The 24450-nt window shown below is 45.9% G+C and carries 17 protein-coding genes; 15 read left to right on the top strand and 2 right to left on the bottom strand.

Annotation, left to right across the window (positions count from 1 at the left end):
* Nucleotides 1-103 precede the first annotated feature (103 nt).
* The 15 genes from BLA28_RS08880 to BLA28_RS08810 all read left to right on the top strand — a co-directional run bounded on the left by BLA28_RS08880 (nucleotide 104) and on the right by BLA28_RS08810 (nucleotide 22309).
* Complete coding sequence (locus tag BLA28_RS08880; RefSeq protein WP_071699030.1) at nucleotides 104-2482, top strand: glycoside hydrolase family 2 TIM barrel-domain containing protein; 2379 nt, start codon at nucleotides 104-106, stop codon at nucleotides 2480-2482.
* A gap of 18 nt (nucleotides 2483-2500) precedes the next feature.
* Nucleotides 2501-4081 (top strand): carboxylesterase/lipase family protein, encoded by a 1581-nt coding sequence (locus BLA28_RS08875; RefSeq protein ID WP_071699189.1) that lies wholly within the window; start codon nucleotides 2501-2503, stop codon nucleotides 4079-4081.
* Between the two features lie 57 nt (nucleotides 4082-4138).
* Nucleotides 4139-5728: a carboxylesterase/lipase family protein gene (locus tag BLA28_RS08870; RefSeq protein ID WP_081365595.1), complete on the top strand. Its 1590-nt coding sequence runs from the start codon at nucleotides 4139-4141 to the stop codon at nucleotides 5726-5728.
* Nucleotides 5729-5904: 176 nt separating this feature from the next.
* A complete protein-coding gene (locus tag BLA28_RS08865; protein ID WP_071699029.1) occupies nucleotides 5905-6987 on the top strand; it encodes an NADH:flavin oxidoreductase in 1083 nt (360 codons plus the stop codon).
* Between the two features lie 25 nt (nucleotides 6988-7012).
* Nucleotides 7013-8065, top strand: a complete 1053-nt coding sequence (locus tag BLA28_RS08860) for a LacI family DNA-binding transcriptional regulator (RefSeq protein WP_071699028.1) — start codon at nucleotides 7013-7015, stop codon at nucleotides 8063-8065.
* A 189-nt stretch (nucleotides 8066-8254) separates the two neighbouring features.
* Nucleotides 8255-9280 (top strand): alpha/beta hydrolase, encoded by a 1026-nt coding sequence (locus BLA28_RS08855; protein WP_071699027.1) that lies wholly within the window; start codon nucleotides 8255-8257, stop codon nucleotides 9278-9280.
* 38 nt (nucleotides 9281-9318) lie between these two features.
* Complete coding sequence (locus tag BLA28_RS08850) at nucleotides 9319-10692, top strand: MATE family efflux transporter (protein ID WP_330393272.1); 1374 nt, start codon at nucleotides 9319-9321, stop codon at nucleotides 10690-10692.
* A 218-nt stretch (nucleotides 10693-10910) separates the two neighbouring features.
* On the top strand, nucleotides 10911-13001 hold the full coding sequence (locus tag BLA28_RS08845; protein ID WP_169897218.1) for a helix-turn-helix domain-containing protein: 2091 nt from the start codon (nucleotides 10911-10913) through the stop codon (nucleotides 12999-13001).
* 238 nt (nucleotides 13002-13239) lie between these two features.
* Nucleotides 13240-14976 carry an extracellular solute-binding protein gene (locus BLA28_RS08840; protein ID WP_071699025.1) on the top strand — a complete coding sequence of 579 codons (1737 nt, stop codon included), beginning with the start codon at nucleotides 13240-13242 and terminating at the stop codon, nucleotides 14974-14976.
* A 16-nt stretch (nucleotides 14977-14992) separates the two neighbouring features.
* Nucleotides 14993-15907 (top strand): ABC transporter permease, encoded by a 915-nt coding sequence (locus tag BLA28_RS08835; RefSeq protein WP_081332536.1) that lies wholly within the window; start codon nucleotides 14993-14995, stop codon nucleotides 15905-15907.
* An 8-nt stretch (nucleotides 15908-15915) separates the two neighbouring features.
* Entirely contained in the window at nucleotides 15916-16806 is an 891-nt protein-coding gene (locus BLA28_RS08830; protein WP_071699024.1) for a carbohydrate ABC transporter permease, read from the top strand.
* Between the two features lie 11 nt (nucleotides 16807-16817).
* Nucleotides 16818-18374, top strand: coding sequence for a carboxylesterase/lipase family protein (locus BLA28_RS08825; protein ID WP_071699186.1), 1557 nt, complete (start codon nucleotides 16818-16820; stop codon nucleotides 18372-18374).
* A 28-nt stretch (nucleotides 18375-18402) separates the two neighbouring features.
* Complete coding sequence (locus BLA28_RS08820; RefSeq protein WP_071699023.1) at nucleotides 18403-19161, top strand: alpha/beta hydrolase family protein; 759 nt, start codon at nucleotides 18403-18405, stop codon at nucleotides 19159-19161.
* A 145-nt stretch (nucleotides 19162-19306) separates the two neighbouring features.
* Nucleotides 19307-19687 carry a hypothetical protein gene (locus BLA28_RS08815; RefSeq protein ID WP_071699022.1) on the top strand — a complete coding sequence of 127 codons (381 nt, stop codon included), beginning with the start codon at nucleotides 19307-19309 and terminating at the stop codon, nucleotides 19685-19687.
* A gap of 87 nt (nucleotides 19688-19774) precedes the next feature.
* Entirely contained in the window at nucleotides 19775-22309 is a 2535-nt protein-coding gene (locus BLA28_RS08810) for an excinuclease ABC subunit UvrA (protein ID WP_071699021.1), read from the top strand.
* A 135-nt stretch (nucleotides 22310-22444) separates the two neighbouring features.
* Here the strand turns inward: BLA28_RS08810 and BLA28_RS08805 are convergent, their stop codons facing one another.
* On the bottom strand, nucleotides 22445-22906 hold the full coding sequence (locus tag BLA28_RS08805) for a nuclear transport factor 2 family protein (protein ID WP_071699020.1): 462 nt from the start codon (nucleotides 22904-22906) through the stop codon (nucleotides 22445-22447).
* A gap of 11 nt (nucleotides 22907-22917) precedes the next feature.
* Entirely contained in the window at nucleotides 22918-24444 is a 1527-nt protein-coding gene (locus BLA28_RS08800) for an FGGY-family carbohydrate kinase (RefSeq protein WP_071699019.1), read from the bottom strand.
* Nucleotides 24445-24450: the final 6 nt, after the last annotated feature.

The raw sequence follows: 24450 nt of genomic DNA, 5'->3' as shown, positions 1-24450 counted from the left end.
AAATCCCATTGCGTAAGGTGACGGCCGGTGATATCACCGGCTGTCATTTTAAAATATAACGCCGGGGGATATGACAGGCCGACAGGCCGGAAAGGACATCAATATGCGTAAAACAATAAACTTTAATAAAAACTGGCGGTTTATCCTTGAAGACAGGGAGTGTTTTTCCCGGACGGATGCAGATGAGAGCGCCTTCAGAACCCTGAACCTGCCCCATGACTGGAGCGTTGATTATGCGCCGGAGGAAAAGGAAAAGACAGGCGGCGGAGGCGGCTACGGTAAATCAGGCATTGGCTGGTACCGGAAACATTTTACTTTGGAAAATATTTCCGAAGGGGAAAAGCTTTATCTGTATTTTGAAGGCATCTATATGGATTCCACGGTCTATGTCAACGGAAAAGAGGCAGGCGGCCACGGCTACGGCTATACCTCCTTTTATGTGGATGTGACGGAGCTTGTCAGGGAAGGGGAGAATGTTGCGGCTGTACGCGTGAAAAACGATCTTGTGCCCAACTCCCGCTGGTACAGCGGCTCCGGTATATACAGGGACGTTTACCTGGTGCGCACCAATGAAATCCATTTTGATCATTTCGGAGTGCGCTGCGCAACAAACGGTATTTATCCAAAGCAGGATACCGCTTTGCTGCAGATCCGTGCGCAGGTTGTCAATGACGGCGGCACGGCGGGAAATGTGGGGGTTCTCCATAAAATCTACGATCGTGACGGGAAGCTCGTTTCCACATCCGGAATTGCACTGTATCTTGAACCGGGTGAAAGCAGCGACTGTATGGTGCGCCCGACTGTGGAATCACCCCACTTATGGACGGATGAGGATCCTTATCTGTATACGCTGGTGAGCACCGTAGTATCGGACGGCCGGGAGCTGGATTCCTTTGCCTGCAAAACAGGTATAAGAACGGCGGTGTTTGACTCGGATCAGGGCTTTTTATTAAACGGTGAGACTGTAAAAATAAAGGGAATGTGTGTCCACCATGACTGCGGCCTGACAGGCGCTGTGGGATATCGGGAGAGTTGGGAGAGAAGGCTGAAGGAGCTTAAAGATATGGGCTGCAACGGAATCCGCTGTTCCCACAACCCTCCGGCTCCCGTGCTGCTGGATCTCTGTGATGAGCTGGGTTTTCTGGTGATGGACGAGGCTTTTGACGAATGGCTCCTGGCGAAGAATAAGATGGATAATTATTATTCGGAAAACCTGGCATACGGTTCCAGCATGTTCTTTACAAATCATGCGAAAGAGGATTTAACCGCCATGCTCAGGCGCGATTACAACCATCCTTCGGTGGTCATCTGGAGTATCGGCAATGAAATTCCCGAGCAGTCGTCTGTGGACGGTGTGAAAATACTGAAATTTTTACAGGATATCTGTCATCAGGAGGATTCCAGCCGCATGGTTACGTCCGCCTGCGATAATATTGCGGCAGTGGAGCCGATCCGTACCCTGCGTGAGTTTGAGAACGCCCTGGATGTGGTGGGTTATAACTATGTGGGACGGTGGAGAGAAAGGGCGGAAACCTTTTATGAGGAGGATAGGAAGGAGTACCCGGAACGCCGTATGATCGGCACGGAAAACCCTTCCGCAGGAGGCATCCGGGGAGACTATTCCCAGGAGGGATGGTTTGGGAATTACGCGACCGCTTCGCTGCATCATGAAGCCTTGTGGCGCTATACGGCCAGCCATGATTTTGTGGCGGGAGATTATCTGTGGACCGGCATTGATTATCTGGGAGAAACCAGATGGCCGAGACGAGGCGCGCCGTGTGGGCCTCTTGACACGGCAGGTTTCAGGAAGGATACCTTCTACTATTTCCGTTCTATATGGAATACGAAGGAAACTACGCTTCATCTTGCGCCCCAGTGGAATTTTGAGGGCCAGGAGGGCGTTTACAAGCAGGTGATCTGCTATACCAACTGTGAGGAAGTCAAGCTTTACATAAACGGCCGTTATGTGGGAAGCAGAGGATATCAGTGTCCCAGATACGGAGCGGTGCGTGCCTGGAATGAAGGATTCCATAAACGTTCCACGACAAATGATCTTCATCTTTCCTGGGATGTGGCATATGAGCCGGGAGTGCTGCGTGCGGAGGGCTACAGAAACGGAGAACTGACAGCGGTGGATGAGGTATACACGACGGGAAAAATGGCTTCTCTTGAAGCGCAGATTTATAACACGGAATTTGCTGTTGATTCTCTTGTGCAGATAGAACTTTCGGCAAAGGATAATGAGTGCCGTTTTGTATCGGATGCCTGTCCTTTGGTTTCCTGTAAGATTGAAGGGCCTGCTCATCTTGTGGGGATGGATGCGGGTGATCTTCTTGACCTTTCGGTATATGGGAAGCCGGAGAGGAAGATGTTTCACGGCCTTCTTCTCGCGGCGGTTATGCCTGAGGATAAGGGAGAGGTACGTGTTACCTTTACTACGGAAGATGGGCTGATGACAACCGTGAACTTTTATGCAGAATAGATGTGGGAGTGGATTATTATGTATATAAGAAAATTAACCCGTCAGGTTATTTTGGATTACGGTAAGGCTGAGGTGTGTACAAAGTCAGGGATGCTCCGCGGGGTCATCTCTGACGGAACCTATATATTCCGGGGCGTGCGTTATTCGCAGGCGCAGCGGTTTCACATGCCGGCTCCGCCGACGCCCTGGGAAGGCGTAAAGGAGGCTATTACCTATGGAAACGCCTGCCCGGAGGTCTTTACCTGCGTTCCCCATGACCAGTATACGGTTCCTCATTATTTTACCGTGCAGAGTGAGGACTGCCAGTTTTTGAATATATGGACGCAGAATATTGAAAGAGGCGTGAAAAGACCGGTAATGGTATGGTTTCACGGAGGCGGGATGATGACCGGCTCCGGCGTGGAGCATTATGCCTATGACGGAGAGGAACTGTCAAAATTCGGGGATGTTGTAGTGGTTACCCTGAATCACCGCTTAAATGTACTTGGATTTTTGGACCTTTCCGCATATGGGGAGGAATACAGATATTCCGGCAATGCGGGGATGGCGGACCTGGTGGCTGCCCTTGCGTGGATAAAGGAGAATATAGAAACCTTCGGGGGCGATCCGGATAAGGTCATGATTTTCGGACAGTCCGGCGGAGGGGGCAAGGTAATGAGCATGCTCCAGTCCCCGCGGGCGGCAGGACTTTTCCACCGGGCATGTCTGCAGAGCGGCGGAATGAGGCCGGGCAATGACATGACGAAGGAGCTTTCCGGTAAGCTGGCGGCATATGTGCTGGAATATCTGAAAATCGCGCCGGAGCATGTAAGGGAGCTGGAGAGCGTATATTACGACGAGCTGGCGCGCGCCGCGGATTATGCGGCCGGGCGGCTTTACGGGGAGGAAGGCCGGCCCGTCATGTTCGGCCCCGTTAAGGATAATGATTTTTACTTCGGGAATCCCTTTGAAAACGGTTTTATCAGGGAAACGAAGGCAGTGCCCGTGCTTTGCGGCTCTGTATTCGGGGAGTTTATGAATAATTTTGCATCTCCTGTTGGAATTGGAAGTAAAAATTCCTGGACGGAAAAGTATAAAAAAGTACTGCTTAATGAGGAATACGGAGAAAAAACAGAGGAAATAATAAACGCCTTCCAAAAGGCATATCCGGATAAAAATATTGCAGATATTCTTTTTATGGATGTGGAAATGAGACGGAATGCAGCGGCCTTTGCCGGTTTGCGGGCCGGGTTTACGGATGCGGGTGTCTATAATTTTCAGTTTAATCTGGAATTCCCTTTTAACGGAGGTACGGTTTCGTGGCATAACGCCGAGATTCCTTATGTATTCCACAATGCCGAATATCTTGAAGCCTCTTTTATTCCGCAAATCACTCCAAAACTGCAGGATATCATGAGCCGGGCGTGGGTGAATTTTGCCGAAAACGGAAATCCCAACGGCTGCGGCGTCCCGCAGTGGACACCCTTTGGCGGGGGAAAAAACCGGACTATGATTTTTGACAGAGAATGCAGGATGGGAGAGGATCATGATTTGGAGCTGATAAGGCTTTGCCCTTCGCGGACGGTTGATTTTTCAAAGCTGATGGGTTCAAAAAAATAGTTAGCAGCAGGAGTAACGGTTCGGCACTGTCTGAACCGTTACCGGCAGGAGGCTTATATGTTTATAAAAAAATTGACAAAACAGGTAATCTGTAACCCGGATGAACCGGTTGTTTCTACACCAAACGGTAAGCTCCGCGGATTAATTGTTGACGGCACCTATATTTTCAGAGGAATCAAATATGCCGATGCCAGGAGGTTTCATATGCCAACACCGGTAAAGGCCTGGGAGGGAGTGAAGGAGGCTATTATTTACGGGCCGGTATGTCCTGAAATCCAGACCGTACAGCCAAGTGACAATTATACGGTGCCGCATGTGTTTTACCCTCAGGATGAAGACTGTCAGTATTTGAATATCTGGACACAGTCACCGGATCCTGAAAGAAAGAGGCCTGTTCTTGTATGGCTCCACGGAGGCGGTTTCGCAACCGGATCCGGAATCGAACATTTTGCATATGACGGGGAAAATATGAGCCGTTTCGGTGATGTTGTGGTGGTTACACTGAACCACCGGCTGAACGTGCTGGGATTTCTGGACCTTTCCGGATATGGAGAAGAATACAGATATTCCGCTAATGCAGGGATGGCGGATATCATCGAAGCCCTGCGCTGGGTGCAGAAAAATATAGAAGCCTTCGGCGGTGATCCCCAAAACGTTACGATTTTCGGACAGTCCGGAGGAGGAGGAAAGGTTGCCGCCCTTCTTCAGATACCATCGGCAGCCGGATTGTTCCACCAGGCTGTGATTCAAAGCGGTATCATACGGGAAGGAGCCGGAAAAGAAAAAGGCCCGGATATGACGGAACTGCTGTTAAGAAAGCTGGAAATAACTCCGGAACGGATCAGGGAAATCGAAGAGGTGCCTTATTATCGTTTCCAGCAAATCATCTCTGATTTAGGGCCGCATGCATTTATGGATTTCGGGCCCGGGAGGGATGATGACTTTTACAGTGGCAGTATTTTTGAAGCCGGAATATGTGAGCATGCAAAAAAGATACCGGTGATTATAGGAAATGTTTTGGGTGAATTCTGTCAGAATTTTGCTGTAACCTGCGATGACGGACGGAAAAACAGCTGGTCGGAGGAGAAGGCGGAAGCGCTGATTCGTGAAAAACTGGGTGAGCCGGCAGAAGAAGCCATGGAATTATTCCGAAAAGCCTATCCCGGGAACCGAATACAAGATCTGCTTTTTACCGACAGGGTATTCCGACCGGGAACCTTCGACTATTTGAAAGCACGGGCTCAGGCCGGTCTTAAAAATACATATGGCTATATGTTCAAAATGGAACAGCCGGTTTATGGCGGTACGCTTCCCTGGCATAATGCGGAAATCCCTTACGTATTCCATAATGCAGATTATATAGAACCTTCCTACATTCCGGGAATTACAGAGCTTGTCCAGACAATTGTATGTGAATGCTGGTGCAGCTTTGCGGAAAAGGGGAGGCCGGGGGCAGCTGGTGCGCCTGTATGGCTGCCCTATACGCAGAATCAGCATGCAATGATGTATTTTGATGAGGAATGTGAGGTAAAATCAGCGGATTCGGAGGAAGAACTGGTTAATTTTATGTCGCAGCATCCGTTTAAGATGATACAGCAGGATCGTTCCATAACGGCGGAATTTTTTGGAGGCGGTCCGCGGGTATAACTGCTGCGGAAAAAGATTAAGTAAAGCTAAATTTTGAATGTTTTGCTAAAAAATCAATTAACAGATTGCCAGCGGCTTCAAAAAAGTATATTATAAAAGAATAGTATCAGAGACAGGTTTGGATAGCGGAAAAAGGAAAAGCAGGACTGCCCTGCATACATCGCGGGAGGGATTGTGTGGATAAAATAAGAGAACGGGTAAAAATAAGGAACATATGGACGAAGAACCGCATTGCCGTTCCGCCCATGGTTTGTTTTCACTGGTCGGATGACAACGGTTATGTGACAGATAAGAATCTGCAGCATTACCGTGATATTGCGGCAGGAGGGGCAGGGTTGATTATCGGTGAGGCCACGGCGGTGTCAAAGCGGGGAAGGCTGCATGAAACACAGCTGGGGCTATGGGAAGATAAACAGACGGAAGGCTGGAAGCGGCTGGCAGATGCTGTGCACCGGTATGACGTGCCCTTTTTTGTACAATTGCTGCATGCCGGGGTTTCGGGAATAGAAAAAGAGGCCGACTGCCCCAGCGATTATATCCTCAGGGACAGCAATGGGGAACTGCGGGCGAGGGGCTGCGGGATGTCTATGTCCCGTGTCCGTGAAGTGATTGATGATTTTGTTCAGGCCGCGAGACGGGCACAGCTGGCAGGGCTGGACGGAATTGAACTCCACGGCTGCCACAGTTATCTGATTTGCCAGTTTTTTAACCGTAATATCAACCGCAGGGATGATATTTATGGGCAGTGCCGGGAAAAATTTGCCCTGGATATACTGGAAGGAATACGTGAAAGCTGTGGGGATGATTTTGTGGCGGGAATCCGGCTCGGGGCTTTCGAACCTGCGTTAGAGGATGGAATTCAAAATGCTCTGGCGCTGAACGGAAAAGCAGATTTTCTGGATATATCCTATGGTTTTGCCGGCGAAAGCTTTTCGTACAGCCCGGAAGGGTATCCCTTTTCAGATGCCATTTATGGAGCGCAGGAAATTAAAAAACGGATGCCTGATATGCCGGTGTTCGGCGTGGACGGCATAACGGATGGTGAGATGGCGGAAAATGCCCTTCTGCATGCAGGGATAGACATGGTAGATGTGGGAAGAGGATTTTTGGTAAATCCTGCTTTCGGAAATGACATTCTGGAAGGAAAGGAATGCGGAAAATGCCTGCACTGCCGGCCGGCATGCAGATGGAGCCCGTTTCTGAATGACGGTACGGTAAACTGTCCGGGGAGAAATTTATTTTTACGGAATCAAAAATAATGAAATGTAAATGGAGCGGAAGCGAATGCCTAAAAATACCAGAGGTGTACAGGTAAAACAGATAGCGGAGCATCTGGGGCTGTCCTCCGGCACGGTGTCCATTGTCCTGAACGGGCGGGGGGACGAACTGAGGATATCCAAGGAAACCCAGAAAATTGTATTGGATACCGCCAGGGAGATGAACTATCAGTCCGGCAAAAATCAGAAAAAAAATCAGAAGACAGCCGCCAGGAGAGAGAAATTCTGTATTGGTGTATTCTGGAACCTGCATTATATGGGCGGCCTTTTGGGACAGTTCTATTCCGGTTTTTTGGAGACGATAAAGCAGTACCATGCAGAAGTGGAAATTGTTCTCCAGCCTTTTGAGTATGATCATCTGAACCTGCTGGAGGATGCGTTTTCAGGAAAGAGGTATGATGGTGCTATCATCGGCGGACTGTCGGAGATTGACAGCGGCTATCTGAGAGAAAACACGTTTGAAATACCGATTGTACTGATTAATCAGACCCTGGAAAACTACAGCAGTGTTTATGTGGATGACTATCAGACCGGCAGGCAGTGTGCGGAACTCTTTTACAGGAACGGACATAAGCGGGTGGGAATTGTGTCATCAGAAAACCGCAGCGCCGCAAGTGTCCTGAGATATAATGGTTTTGCAGAAGAATGCAGGAAATGTGGTATTCAGCTGAAGGATGAATGGAAGGTGACCGGGGAAGGGAATGGGATTGGCGGTTATGAGTCGGTAAGGCAGATGCTTCAGTGCAGGGAACTGCCTACCGCGCTGTTTGTTCAGACGAGCAGGATGAGCAGCGGCATTCTCGCGGCGCTTCGTGATGGAAATATTGAGGTGCCGGGGCAGATGGAAATCATCGCATACGGAGACGGGGATTTCAGCCAATATCTTTATCCCACCGTAACGGTGCTTCATGTATCGGTAGCGGAAATGGCGGCGAATGCCATGCATCTGGTGTTGACAATCCTGCAGAATGATCTTCATATGACTCTTTCCAAGCTGCATGTAACGAAACTGATTTACGGAGAAAGCTTTCAGGAAAAACAGAGTGAACGGACTCCATGAAAAGAAAGGGTGCCCGGGATTCCACGGCATGTTCCTGTAAAAAGCGGCGGACTATCTAAGGATAGCGTCGCTTTTTATATAAAATGTTGCTAAACTTTAGCAAAATAATCTATAGATGACGATGCCGGGAGGCAGTTTTTTCATACATTTGAAACCTGATGTGAGAGTTGAAAAGAAAAGGAGATCAGAATGGAAAATAAAGAAGATAAGAAACTGCTGGAAAAAACAATAGCTGTGGAGAGATTGAAAGCGGTTCCTTTTTTTGAAGATGCACCCTGTTATCCGGCGGAACAGCTGGTCCGTCTGCGGAATTTGGGACGGCAGATGGAGATTGACGCAGACAACGAGAGACGTAAAGGACTGCTGCAGGAATTCTGTACGCTGAGGGATTCCCTTACACGAAAAGGGAATGCACCGAAACGGATTTATTTGTGGCCTGAGGGTGAAATGCCGGTAATGACACAGTATAAAGATAATTATGGCTGCAGGTATAACCATAATCCTGATTTCAGGCCGTATCTTTATGAGATGCTGCTGCCTTCTGACAGGAAGCCGAAAGGGGCCATCATAGTCTGTGCCGGGGGAGACCATGGAGACTGTGTTGTGAGCGAAGGATACCAGACCTGCCTGGATTTTAATAAAATGGGATATCACAGTTTCCTCCTGCTGAACCGTCCGAACAGAAATCCATGGACAGAGCAGGAGTGCGGCGCTGATACGGCGAGGGCGATACGTATGGTCAGGGCGGCGGCAGGCTCTTATGGAATCAGGGAAAATCAGGTAGCCTTTGCCGGATTTTCCAATGGGGGCCTTACCGGAGAAGCATGTATCCGCTATTATTCCGGGACACAAAAAACAACAGATCATTTTCCGGACTACAGGGAGGATGATTTGGACAGCTATTATGGAGCGCCGGATGCTTTTCTGTGTATATACGGACCGCGTTATAAAGGTGCGGAGTTTGATTATACGGATGTGGTATATCCGCCCGTCTTTTTTGCGGTGGGAAGAGAGGACATAGCACTGGATAATCTGAATGCGGCGCTTCCGGATCTTTTAGCCCATGGTGTGGAAGTAGAGGTACATACTTTTGCCGGTGTGCCGCATGGCCAGGGAGGAATTACAATTATGGGAGAAAATCAATATCCCAATTTCCAACTGTGGCTGCAGCTGGCGGATGCATTTTTACAGGATGTATTTCAAAGACGGAATTAAAAAGGAACAATGACAGGATGAGAAAGGATGGAATGCATTTGAATAGAAAACTGAGATTATATCTGGGAACTGCGGAATTTTATAAACGGGTGGGAATCATAGCTATTCCTATTGCCCTGCAGAGTCTGATTTCCATAGGGGTGAATATGATGGATACCGTAATGCTGGGAGCGTTAGGGGAAGTAGCTCTATCGGCTTCCTCCCTGGCAAACCAGTTCATTAATATCTATCATGTATGCTGCATGGGAATCGGCATGGGGGCTTCGGTTATGGTAGCCAGGTTTTGGGGAATGCAGGATTCCTGTTCTCTGAAGCAGTCCATTACCATCATGCTTCGATTATGCATTGTTTTCGGTCTGCTGTTTATGGCGGCTACGATTCTGGCTCCGGGGGCGCTGATGCGGATATATACGCCGGATGCGGATATTATCAGGGAAGGGATCCGGTATTTCAATTGGTCGGTGCCCACTTATCTTTTACTGGGATTGTCACTTACCTGCACGATTGTACTCAGAAGTGTGGGGCAGGCTAAAATACCGCTTATCTGTTCCAGCGTCAGTTTTATGGCGAATCTGTTTTTTAACTGGGTTTTCATTTTCGGAAATTTAGGTGCGCCGCGTATGGAAGTTGCCGGAGCGGCCCTGGGGACACTGCTGGCGAGAATCATAGAATTTTCAGCGATTGCCATCTACTTTTTTTTACGGGATAAAAACATAGGTTATCGGATTAAGGATTTGTTTATGGACTGCCATGGACTGGTACCGGAATATTTAAAAATCTGTATACCGGTATTGATAAGCGATTCCCTCCTGGCGTTGGGAAACAGTGCAATCGCCATGATTATGGGGAGGATCGGCGCCGCTTTTGTGTCGGCTAATTCCATTACCGCCGTTACCCAGCAGATGACTACGGTTCTCACACAGGGGATCAGCCAGGCCGGATGCATAATCACAGGTCATACCCTGGGAGAAGGAAAAAGAGAGCAGGCGCAGAGAGAAGGGTATACCTTCCTGATTTTCGGCGCTTTGTTAGGCGTAGCGGCCTGTGTGGTAATTCTGGCTATAAGCGGGCCTGTAATCGGTATGTACCATATTCAGGAGGAAACCCGTCGGATAGCGGAGCAGCTGATGGAATCGGTTGCTGTTATCCTGATTTTTACTTCGGCCAATTCCATACTGACAAAAGGAGTGCTCCGCGGTGGTGGGGATACGAAATTCTTAATGTTTGCCGATATTCTGTTCCTTTGGCTGGCCTCTGTTCCGCTGGGGATTCTAGCAGGGCTGGTATGGAAGATGCCTGCATTCTGGATTTATTTTTTCATGAAGATTGATCAGATTATAAAATGTGTCTGGTGCGTATGGCGGCTGCGCAGCGGAAAATGGATTAAGGCAATAAAAAAGGCAGAGGATTAGGAATTGATGGTTTAATTGTCTTTTGGGGGTGAGGAATTATCAGTGGGTTATCAAAAAAAGAGACATTGAAGAAATACAGGAAAGGCAGCAAAACTTTTCTTTTATGGTTTGCTTCTTATATGACAGTGATTTGTGTGCCTATCCTTCTCAGTTTCTTTATGTTTTCCTATATTGGGAAAGTCCTTTCCGAACAGCTTCAGCAAATGCAGGAGAATAGTGTGAACCAGCTAAAATATGTATACGATGGGAAGATGGAGACAGTTCATATTATAAGCAGGCAGATAGCGGAAAACCCTTATGTGATTGGTTTCATGGGACATGAAACAACGGAGAGCGGAGAAAGCAAACTTGCAATACAGGCGGTGTTTAAGTATTTACAGGCTCAGATGGCAAACGAAGTCTGTATCAAAGACATTTTTGTGTTTTCCAGAAAGAGCAGGTATCTGATATCACCCAGACAGGCATCTAATGAAAGAGGAACTAATGGTTTTGACTATGAAAGGCATTTTAACAAAAGCGAAAAAGAATTATGGGATCTTCTGGAGCATTCAGGGCAGTCGGTTTTAGTTCTGGAAGACGGTATCGGTCAATCGCACCTGTATTATTATAACGTGATTACTTCTAAGGATATCAGGAATCCTGATGGCTGGATTCTGATTCAGCTGGATTTCGAAGCCGGCAATTCAAATTCAGGAAGGGCACTGGAAGGTATTATGACTGATTCCGGTATTTTCTATGATATAGGCCGGAGAAAAAGTTATGATGGTGAAAGCGCAGAAGAACTTATGAGAATGGACTCTTATACAAGGATGCAGAAAGAGGGAGAAGATATATTTATCGCCAAAGTAAAATCGGAGACGGAAAACTGGGAGTATTATTGCGGGATAGATACGACTTCGCTGTTTCAGGATATTTACCACAGCAGGAACGCTTATATATGCTTCATATTGGTAAGCTTAGTCGCCAGCATGCTTCTGGCCCGCTACCTGGTAAAAAAACAGTATAATCCGGTGTTGAAGCTAATTCAGACAATTGGCAGGCAGCATCCCATTGAAGTGTCGGAAGGTGAATTTGAATATTTGCAGAAGGCCTTCCAGGAAGTTGCGGAGGATCGATATGCACTGAAAAATCAAATGGATCAAGAGAGGGATGTTATTGTAAATAATATTCTAAGCCGGATTATAAAAGGTTATTATGTCTCATCAGAAGAAATCGAAAACGTGCTGGACCAGTACTGTATTCATTTTCCACATCATATATTTCGCATGGTTCTTTTTTCTGTAGAAGACTATTCAACTCTTTTTTTTGATAATGATGCAAAGAATAGGGTAGATACTTATGATCTGGTTCATTTTTTGATAAAGAATATTGCAACCGAATGTATGAAAGAAGCCTTTCCTGTGGTAGAACCAGTTGAATGTGATAATTTTGTTGTACTGCTGATTAATTACAGCAATCAGGAAGAACGGAAAGCGGAAGCGCTGATAGAGGAGAAGAGCAATAAAACCAAGGAATTTCTGAAAGAGCGAATGGGGATTTCTGTTTCCTGGTTTTGCAGTTTTGAATGTATTCGTCTGACAGAGTTACGCAGCAGTTACAGTGAATGTTTACTGGTAATGGGGGACTGGGGAAAAAATATAGACAGGGAGATTGATTCAAATATTCAGAGCCGAAAAGAATGGAGGCTTGTTAATTTTCTGAAAAGCAGAGATTATAATAATGCGGAAAAATTAGTAAAGGAACTGATACAGGATGTCAGTAATTTGGATAATGATGACGCAGGGATTAGATTATATCTGTTCCATATTCTTTTCCTGATACGAGATGCTGTGTCCGACAGTTCTGAATTCTCATCTGATTGTGATAAAAAAATAATGAGCATAATGAACTGCTGTGATAATAATCGAATTGCCGATTGGCTGACACAACTTCTGTATATGCTAAAAAATAATCTGGCAGCAAATGAGCCTCTCAGACCGAAGGCAGAAAGAATAAAAGATTACATTGACACAAATTATACAAGCCCGGGTCTTTCTCTTTCATCAATCGCGGAGAAATTTCAGATATCGGAAGGATATGTTACTCGCCTGATGAAAAAACAATATAATATGAAAGTCAGCCAGTATGTGAATGAAATGAGGATAGAGAGGGTGAAATTTTTGATGAAAGATGCTTCCTTGAATATTAATGATATTGCGGAGCAGTCAGGTTTTTGCTCATACAGAACTATGATTCGTTCTTTTAAGCAGGCGGAAGGAATTACGCCCACGGAATATAGAAAGCAAAATAGGTGTGAGAAGAAGGAATAACAGGAGTTTTCATATGTCAGTTTTGTTTTAATTTTGTGCGGAAAATGTCATTTTCACCGAAAAAGGTCAGAAAATGGCATTTTTTCTTTTCCTACGGCTTGTAAAAGGAACTTTCAACAGGATAATAACTGTGCTAATGTTCTGTTACACAGATTTGTTTTGGATCCGGATAGATTTGTATTGGAAAGGAAACTGATGACAGGTACCTCAATTATTAGGAAAAGAACAGGAGGCAGCAATGAAAGGTAAAATAAGAAAGGGAATTGCAGTATTGGGACTTATGGCGTTAATGGCAGCAGCAATGGCAGGCTGCAAAACAGGCGAAAAAACGCCGGAGAGTCAGGCAGTGACAGATATGCCGGTTCCTTTGGAAACGGAAGATACCACACAGGGAGTGCAGGATAGTGACACGGCGGCTTTAAATAACAGAGATGAAAATAATAATTATGTTGGACCGCTTTGTGAAGAACAGAAGGAACTCGATGTTTTCTTTGCCATAGGCGGCGCCAATTTTTCAGGGGCACAGACCTTCACGCAGCAGTTGATTGACAGTAATCCTTCTTATCAAAAGCTTTCGGAAAATACCAACATTAAAATTAATTATATTGTTCCGGCTGTAGGAGAGGAAGCGGCACAGTTTAACCTTTTGATTGCATCCGGTAACTATCCGGATATTATTGTGGGAAATGCAGGCATTTCTTATCCGGGAGGTATGGATCAGGCGGTGGAAGATGGCTGTTTTATCGACCTTGCACCTTATGCGGAAGAATATATGCCCAATTATCTGGAATTGATTAAGGAAAATGAGCAGTCATATAAGGAAGCTACGACCCTTGAAAACAGGATGGCTGTTGCCTATGCAAAATATATGCCTGAATTTGAAGGAAAGGAACTTCAGTGGTGGGGACAGGTTATCAGAAAGGATCTGTTGGATAAAGCCGGTCTGGATGTACCGCAAACAGTGGAAGAATGGGAAAAAACTCTCCTGGCATTTAAAGATATGGGCATTGAGGTACCATATAGTATGTTGAACACGACAGGAATGGATCAGGCATTGCTGGCGGCATATGGAATAGAGAAGGCTCCGGTTGACTTCCGCAATGATGTTGGCATATATCCTGGGGAGGAGGGCAAACTGACCTATGGCGCAGTTGAGCCTGGGTACAAGGAGTATCTGACAACAATGAACAGATGGTATCAGGAAGGATTGCTGGATAAGGAATTTATGACAAGATCTTTGCTCTCCACAATGGATACTTTTCTTGCAATGTTTGGTGAAGGAAAGATTGGAGCCTGTTATACATTAGATGGCCCGCTGCCTTCTATGGTGATGACTTTGCAGAATACAGTTCCAGGCGCAGAGGCTGTTGCAGTGGGATATCCGAAAAAGGTTACAGATGGATCGATACCTAAAGTATCCATTAAGGAATTATACTGCGGAAATGGCAGCTGGTTTGCAATTACATCGAATTGTTCCGATCCCAAGCTTGCCATGAATTTTATTGACTATTTATGTTCTGATGCTGGTGTAAGAATAAGCAATTTGGGTATTGAAGGAGAAACTTATACATTAGTTGACGGTGAACCGACGTTTACTGATAAAATATTGAATTATCCCTCAGGTTCTTCTGATGGGCTTCGCCTGAATGTAGCGTGTGTTTTTGCAGTATCGGATGAAGCGAAATACCGGAATGCGCAATTTAAATCAAAAGAGAATCAGGAATGGAATAGAATCTGGACAGAATCGACAGAACAGTATAATACGATCTGGTCTCTGACAGCAGAAGAAGAGCAGCAGGTATCAACAATTATGAGTGATATTTCCACCTATGTGCAGGAGGAAACCATCAAGGCAATCACTGACGGTGCGGCTTTGGCAAACTGGGATAATACCGTCCGGCAGATTTACTCTATGGGAATTGAAGATGCCTTGAGTATCTATCAGACTGGCTATGACAGATATAATGACAGATGACATTGGAGAGATGGATGTGAAAAAGAAAAAAGGCTTACTCCATGATATTAAAATAAACAAAGCTTACTATTTGATGCTGCTTCCGGTACTCATTTATTTTATCGTGTTTTCCTATATCCCTATGGGGGGACTGGTAATAGCCTTTCAGAATTTCCGGCCGGCAAGCGGAATTCTCGGAAGCAGCTTTGTGGGCTTAAAAAATTTCATAGATTTTTTTAACAGCGTGTATTTTGGCCGTGTACTGAGAAATACGGTTATCATCAGCCTGCTAAGCCTACTAATCTGCTTCCCGCTACCAATTATATTCGCCTTGTTACTGAATGAAGTCAGGCGGCTGCGGTTTAAGAAGGCAGTGCAGACAATCACCTACATGCCATATTTTATTTCTTTGGTGGTACTGGCAGGCATTATTATTGATTTTACTTCTTCAGACGGGATTCTGGGAGGAACGTTAATGACAGCGCTGACAGGAGAAAGCAAAAATCTTCTTGCTGATCCTCAATATTTCAGGGCAATAATGACAGTAAGCGAGCTTTGGCAGGGGCTGGGATATTCCAGTATCATTTATGTCGCTACACTATCTGCAGTTGATCAGCAATTGTACGAGGCCGCCGCAATAGATGGCGCAAACAGGTGGCAGCAGACGATACATATTACAATACCGGAAATTTCTTCTACGATTATTATTATGCTTATACTGAAATGCGGAACTATGTTAGCTGTAGGCGCAGAAAAAATTATACTTCTGTATAATGCAAACATTTATGAAACGGCAGATGTAATCTCCACATTTGTATACAGAAAAGGTCTGCAAGAGTTCAACTACGGTTATTCAACGGCAGTCGGAATGTTTAATTCTGTAATTAATTTTGTACTTATTGTTGTGGCAAATAAGCTGGCGAAAAAGTTCAGCGACACGAACTTGTTCTAGGAGGGACTATGGTTGAATCAAAAAGTGTGGGAAAAACTGTGTTTTCGGTATGCAATGCAATACTGCTGACCACAATATCGGTTATCTGCATCCTGCCGATTATTCATGTAATTATGTCCTCTTTTTCGGAGCCGGAAGCTCTTGCCCTGAGCAAGGGGCTTGTATTATGGCCGAGAAAATTTTCACTTATCGGATACAGAGAAGTCCTGAAATCATATACAGTTTGGAATGGATACCTGCATACATTGATATATGTTTCGGTGCAGACATTGCTTGGAGTGCTTTTTACATCAATTGGTGCATATGTGCTGTCAAGAAAGAATCTGAAGCTGAAAAATCCGGTGATGTTGCTGATCACCTTCACTATGATGTTTAACGGAGGCCTGATTCCCAACTATATACTTATGAATAACCTGCATATGCTGGATACCATATGGGCTATTATTATTCCGGGATGCATTACTCCAATGAATCTGATCATAATGCGGACTTTTTTCCTGTCGATTCCCGATAGCCTGGAAGAAAGTGCAAAGCTGGATGGCGCCGGCGCATGGACAATATTATTCCGGATTTATTATCCTTTGTCCAAAGCCAGTTTAGCCGTAATCGCTTTATTCCTGATTGTTGCACAGTGGAACAGTTACTTTATAGCTATGATATATCTTCAGGATAGAGACTTGTGGCCGCTTCAGCTTGTATTAAAGGATTTAATTACATCTCAGCAGGGGGCTGCTATGCTGGCGGCAGGAGACAGTGCAAGCTCGGCGGCAACACTTCTTTTAACAAGAGTGGTAAAATATGCTGTTATCGTAGTGGGTACACTTCCGATTTTTTGTATTTATCCCTTTGTACAGAAATATTTTGTAAAAGGTGTTATGATAGGATCAATAAAAGGTTAATGGAGGGGAAGATGGAGACAAGATTTCAATTTGATGACAGAACGGCAGTAGTAGAAACTACGAAAGGAAAAGTAAGGGGATATATACTGAAGGATATTTATGTATTTAAAGGGATCCCGTATGCGAAGGCGAAGAGATTCCATGCGCCAGAGCCTGTTACGGCTTGGAAGGATGTGTTTGATGCCACAAGCTATGGATATGTTTGTCCTCAGCTGTATCTGCCAAAACCGAACGGGGAAATATTTGTACCGCACCGCTACTGGCCTATGAACGAAGACTGTATGAATCTGAATTTGTGGACGCCGGCCTGTGATGAACAGAAACGCCCGGTTATGGTATGGCTTCATGGCGGCGGATATGAATCGGGATCTGCCATTGAACATATAGCGTATGAAGGCGAAAACATGAGCAGATTTGGAGATGTGGTTACAATTTCTATTAATCACAGGCTGAACATTATAGGATACTTTGATCTTTCTGATTTTGGTGATGAATATATGAATTCCGGAAATGCAGGAGGAGATGATATTATTGCAGCACTGAAATGGATTCAGGAAAATGTGGAAAAATTTGGAGGAGATCCGGATAATGTGATTATATTCGGTCAGTCCGGAGGCGGGGGGAAAGTAACTACCTTGCTGCAATCTCCGGGAGCGGATGGATTATATGCGAAAGGGTATTCTATGAGCGGTGTCCTTGATGTGGAAAGGCCGGCTGAAGAAGAAAGCGGGAAAGCCCTGGCTGAAAGCATTATGGCTGAATTGTCCGTCAGTAAGGTAAAAGAGCTTGAGGAGGTTCCATATCAGAGACTGGCGGATGCCTATTTGAAGGTGCGTCCTGATTTTGCAAAAGAAAACAGGTATGTGGGAGATTTACCTTTCCGTAACGAGTTTTACGCAGGAGATCCGCTGCTTTATGGATTCAGGAAGGAAACCGCTCATATTCCCATGTTGGTGGGATCCGTGTTCGGTGAGATGGCTTCTTTTGTTCCGGGAAATGCGGATAAAAAGAAAATGTCAGAGGAAGCGGAAATCCGGATTGTGGAAGAAATGCTTGGTACTGAAGCTGCTGCGCAGCTTGTTCCCATGTTTAAGAAAGCATATCCTGAAAGACATATCAGCGATATTGTGAGAATGGACTACATTTTCCGAAATGGCATACACAAATATATTCGTTTAAGAAGCGGATTGAACCAGTGCACCTACTCTTATATGTTTAATCACGACATGCCTATAGAAGGCGGTTCGACACCTTGGCATTGTTCTGATATTCCCTACGTATTCCATAATACTGAATTTGTACCATCCACACAGGAAGGATGTACAGAAAGTCTGGAGAAACTGATTTTTGATACGGTAATGGCTTTTGCCAGGAGTGGCGATCCGAATCATGGTAATCTGCCTTTTTGGCCTGCCAGCATACCTGAGAAAGAGCAGACAATGGTATTTGATGTAAAAGCGGAGCTTCGCTGCAATTATGATCATGAACTTATGCCGGTTTTTAAGAAGTATATGCAGCCGGTATTTGAAAAGAACAGGGATAAGATTACGGAGAAAGCCCAGCATTAGATTATATTTTTGAAAAATGGGAGAGAAGATGAAAAAGAGAGAGGTATTGGTTACACATCACGGAAGAACGGTATACGGCTTTTTTTACGAGCCTGATGCTAAGGAATATCCGCTTATCATTATGAGCCATGGATATAACGGACATAAATCTGATTTTGAAATTTCAGCGGAGTATTTTGCTGAGAATGGAATCGGTACGGTGTGCTATACTTTCTGCGGCGGGAGCGTACGGGATGAAAGTGGTTTCTCTACGACGGAAATGACCCTGTATACGGAGGAAGAGGATCTGTGCGCTGTTTTGGATGAGGTTCTTACATGGAAGCAGGTACAAAAAGACCGGATATTCCTTTTCGGAGGAAGTCAGGGAGGGTTTGTGAGCGCTATGGCGGCCGCTGACAGAAGAGAGCATGTAAAAGGCCTGATATTGCTGTATCCTGCACTTTGTATTCCCGATAACTGGAATACACGTTTTGAAAAGGAAGAGGATATTCCTCCAAAACTGGAATTTTGGGGGATGGAACTTGGAAATGAGTTTTTCCGTACCTTGAGGGGGCTTGATATCCATACATACATCAGAAAGTTTAAACAGCCGGTATTGATTATGCATGGGGATCAGGATGAGATCGTGCCGATAGAGTATGGTAAAAATGCGGCGGAGGAATATGCCCAGGGGAAATTGGAGGTGTTTACCGGAGAAATACATGGCTTTACGGAGAACGGAAACCGCCGGATGGAGGCGATGGCATTGTATTTTGTCCATGATGTTATCGGAATTGGCAGAAAGTGATATAAAAAGGCAGGAAGAATGAATAACAGACCGGATTTTTATAGATAAATCCGGTCTGTTATTCGTTGTTTATAAAGGCAGATCGCCAGTCGCCACTTGATATATCTAAGAGTAGACTTAATTAGAATAAGGATGTGCACAAGATGTGAATTATGAAAAACTCGGACATGATGATATATCAGAATTCAAATGGCATGGTACGGCATATCTTCTTCAGAATACATTGTCAAAGTATATTAATTCCGCAGATTATATGGGTGACATGTATTTTCTTGATATACCCAAGAAGGCATTTCGGTTTGTATGTAATGAACCGCAATTCTCCGGAAGAGGGAACCTTTTGATTGGTGAAGCTAAAACGTTTTTGTTGGATATTCTTTCCGATTATAAAAGTACAGGATACTTTAAGTATGAAAACAAAATCTATTATTCCTATTCTTACGGCATGAATGGAAAGTATGGTGACAGTTCTATAAATTTAAGCCGTTATTTAAAAAAAGCAGAAGTGAATATATTGTATAAGTAGTTCCCGCCGGGTTGATTCGGAAAATTGAAAATGATTTAGAAGAAAAGGTGGTATAATAAGAAAAAACAACAGGATCGGTGACAGAAGATGGATGAAAAAAAGGAAAGCTTTCAAACAATACATAGAGAAAATAAAATTCCCGGACAGATTCAGGTACGGAATGCAAGAGTACACAACCTGAAAAACATTGATGTGGATATTCCGCTGAATCAGATTGTGGGTATCGCCGGTGTTTCCGGTTCCGGGAAATCATCGCTGGCGCTTGGCGTTTTGTATGCCGAGGGGTCGCGGCGCTATCTTGACGCGCTTTCGACTTATACCCGGCGCCGTATGACGCAGGCGGCCAGGGCGCAGGTGGATGAGGTACTTTATATACCGGCGGCGCTGGCACTGCATCAGCGTCCCGGCGTACCGGGCATCCGCAGTACATTCGGAACGGGAACGGAACTTTTGAACAGCCTGCGTCTGATGTATTCCCGGCTTTCCAGCCATCGCTGCCCGAATGGACACTATCTGGAACCGTCGCTGGCAGTGGCGGCAGGACAGGAGCTTGTCTGCCCTGAATGCGGGGAGCGGTTTTTCGGTCTTTCGGCAGAAGAGCTGGCCTTTAACAGCCAGGGGGCCTGCCGCACCTGCGGCGGCACCGGGGTAGTGCGCACGGTTGATCAGGATACCCTGGTACCGGACGAATCCCTGACAATCGATGAAGGGGCGGTTGCGCCGTGGAATACCCTGATGTGGTCGCTGATGACGGATGTGTGCCGCGAGATGGGTGTACGCACGGATGTCCCCTTTTCCCAGCTGACTGACAGGGAGCGTGAGATCGTCTTTCATGGCCCGGCGGAAAAAAAGCATATTTTCTATAAACCTAAGAATGGCAGCAACCAGGCGGGAGAACTGGATTTTACTTATTTCAATGCCAATTATACCGTAGAAAACGCCCTTGCCAAGGTAAAGGACGAAAAGGGAATGAAGCGGGTGGAAAAATTTCTGAAGCAGGGGATATGCCCAGATTGCGGCGGTTCCCGGCTTTCTGCCGCCGCGAGGATGCCTAAGCTGCGGGGGATTTCCCTGGATGAAGCCTGCAGGATGCCGCTTCTCCGGCTGGTATCGTGGGTAGCCGGGGTACCGGGAGAACTGCCGGCGGAAATGCGTCCTATGGCCGGGGCAATCTGCGAATCGTTTCAGACCGTGGCAAAACGGCTGATGGATTTGGGGCTTGGCTACCTCAGCCTTGACCGAGCCGCTGCCACGCTTTCTACCGGAGAACGGCAGCGGATGCAGCTGGCGCGGGCGGTCCGCAACCGCACTACCGGCGTGTTATACGTTCTGGATGAGCCGTCGATTGGCCTGCATCCGTCCAATATCGTCGGACTTACCGGTGTTATGCGAGATCTGATTGCAGATGGGAACTCCGTTGTGCTGGTGGATCATGACACACAGATTTTATCGGAGGCGGACTGGATTGTTGAAATGGGGCCGGAGGCGGGCGCGGATGGCGGACGGGTTATCGCGCAGGGAACCGTCCCGGAGATGAAAAAGAACCCTGTTTCCCAGATCGGACCGTTTCTTTCCGGGGAATATAGGCCCAGGATGAGAAAACGGACTTCATCGGAGGAACTGTTTGCGTTGGGGAACATCCATTTGTCCACCGGTGAGATTCATACAGTAAAACCACTGGAAGTCGATATACCGCAAGGCAGGCTGACGGTCATAACAGGCGTGTCCGGTTCTGGTAAAACCACATTGATTCTGGAAAGCCTGATCCCCGGCCTGGAAGCTGTTATCGACGGGAAAAAGCTTCCCGCTCATGTGAAGGAAATATCAGCGGAGCAGATACGGCAGGTTAAGCTGATCGATGCAGCCCCGATAGGGATAAATGTGCGTTCCACTGTAGCTACCTACGCAAACGTACACGATGAGCTGCGGAAAATCTATGCAAGAACGCCGGACGCTAAAGCGCTGGGATATAAGGCCGGCGATTTTTCCTATAATACTGGAGGGCTTCGCTGCCCAACCTGTGACGGGACAGGGAGCATCAGTCTGGATGTGCAGTTCCTGCCGGATGTGGAAATACCCTGCCCGGAGTGCCGGGGGTCAAGATATGCCGGGAAAGCGGAACGGATTAAGCGTACAAATAAGGCCGGAAAAGAATATTCCCTGCCGGAAATCATGGCTATGGATGTAAAGCATGCGCTGACGGCGTGTGAAGATTTGAAAACAGTAAGGCAGCGTCTGCAGGTTCTTGAGGAGCTGGGGCTTGGCTATCTTACTCTTGGCGAAGAAACGCCCAGTCTGTCCGGCGGCGAAGCCCAGCGGCTGAAGCTGGCGTCTGAGATGGGCAGGCAGCAGGAGGGGACGGTTTTTGTGTTTGATGAACCGACCATAGGCCTGCATCCGCTTGACGTGCGCACCCTACTGACGGTTTTTGACCGGTTGGTGGAATGTGGCGCTACGGTGCTTGTGATAGAGCATGATTTGGATGTCATTTCAAATGCAGATTATGTGATCGATATGGGACCCGGGGGAGGCATGGACGGGGGGCGCATTGCTGCCGCCGGAACGCCTGACGAGGTGGCGGCCAATCCACGGAGTATTACCGGTAAGTACTTGAGAAAATAGTGTGGTATTTTCTTTCCTTGGTAGCATGTGTACGTCTGGAAAATTTCTGGAAAGGTTAATCATAAAAGGCCTGCATAAATACGCAGGCCTTTTATGATTATCAAAATAGTACTAAAATGTGGTTAATAGGAAAGACTATATTTTTTGTTTTTTCAATTTGACTTTTTCTTTTGCCATTTCAAAGATAGAGGGATTGCCGAATTGTTTGATAAATTCACTATGGCTTCCGTAAATAACCCAGCGTCCATTATTTTTGCACATATAACTGGTTAACCATGAGCAATTGATCATCTGTTCATTGTCAATTGCATGGATACAGTACATATTGACAGTAATCAATGCCTCTGATTCAGATAATAAATTGATGTGATGGTTTGTAAGTAAATGCATTAACATATCATAGCCCGGCAAAGTTTCTTTAGCTCCCTTAATCAGTTCTTCTCGGGATTGAGATGAGACAGGTTGACCATCTGAGTCAAATTGATACACAATATCATCATAGCATTCAGCTAAATTATTAAAATCTCTTCTATCAGAATAAAATGTCATTTTATTTATGGCTTCGATTACTTCCATTTTTAAATCAGTACTGTTCATAAATATCTCCTTTATGCATTTTCAGGGGTGCAACCTGATAAATAGTGAAAGATTTTCCTGTTAGCCTGTATTGCCTCCAGATAGTATTGGTAACGTGCATTATAAATTTTCCCTTTATCCGGATCGGGAAGATATTCATGATCCAGATGTATAATTTCTGAAGCTTCCTGTGGGGTTTTCCATACGCCAGCTGCGGTTCCGGCAAGTATAGCGGCACCTAAACAGGCTGCTTCCCGAATACGCAGAGTATAAATAGGACATCCGCATATATCTGCTTTCAATTGAAGACCAAATGGGGTACGCGCTCCTCCGCCAACACATCTTAACTCCTCAATGGGAATGCCGGAGGAGTGCAACGCAGCTATATTTTCTTTCATATTAAAACATAATGACTCTAAAATTGCTTTGGCAATTTCCTGCCGTGTAGAAGAGAGCGTCAGGCCCAGGATAGCTCCTCTGGCATTTAAGTCACAGTTTGGAGTTGCGTTTCCCTGAAATCCGGGAAGTACTAAGAGTTGGGATGGTTTTTCGTCAGCCTGTTCAATGAGATAGCTGTAAATGGATTTATCTAATTTTGAAGCAGCTGTATAATCCTGTTGGCAAAAGCCTTCAGCCCACCATTTCAAAAGAATCCCAGCGGTATGGTTTAGGGAAAACGTAAAATACATTCCGGGTAGAGCATAGGAATAACAGGGAAAAGAATGCATTAGCATATCTATATCTAATTTAGGAACAGTAAGGGGAGTAGAAATTACTTCTGCTGTTCCGTGGGAATCGAGGGCAGTACCGGTATATAAAAGTCCAGCGCCAAGAGCAGCCATAGCCTGATCATGACCGCCTGCGACAAGTAATGCACCCGGGCGGATCCCAAGTTCCTCTGAAAGTTCTTTTGCCAGACGGCCCACAACAGTTCCACAGGGAACCGGTTCGGATAACTGATTTTTTGTGATGCCTGCGGAAGACAGGATCTCAGGAATCCAATCCAAAGTTAAAATGTCGGCAGCCATAGTTCTGCTTGCCATCGTATAATCTATTGAAGGGGAATCGGCTCCGAGTTTTGAAAGCAGAAAATCGGAATAAGTCATAAATTTATAGGTATTAGCAGCGATATCAGGCATGTTCTCGTATATATAACGTATCTTGCAAATCGTATTCATTGGATGAGGAGACATGCCGGTATGGCGGAATAAATATTCTTCTCCATACTCCGAGGCAAATGCAGCTGCCTGTGATGCGCAGCGATAATCCATACCCAACAGGAATGGGATGAGAGGACGCAGAGAGGTGTCTACGGCCGTCACTGCGTCACCCTGAACAGAGAGGCTTAGGGCAATAATGTCTCCTCCGCATTCCCTGCCGGCGCCTGCGATTACCCTCTTTGTGATTCGCCATATGTCTTCTCCATCCTGTTCTGCAATCCCCGGCGCCCTGGTAAGTACACTGTATTCAGCAAAATCATAACCGTACTGTTTCCCGACTGAATCAAAAACCGCCGCCTTGGCACCTGTTGTTCCGATATCGATTCCCATAACAAGCATAAAAAT

It is taken from the genome of Eisenbergiella tayi (genome assembly GCF_001881565.1).
Classification (GTDB): Bacteria; Bacillota; Clostridia; order Lachnospirales; family Lachnospiraceae; genus Eisenbergiella; species Eisenbergiella tayi.
This window is presented reverse-complemented; position numbering and strand designations above follow the sequence as displayed.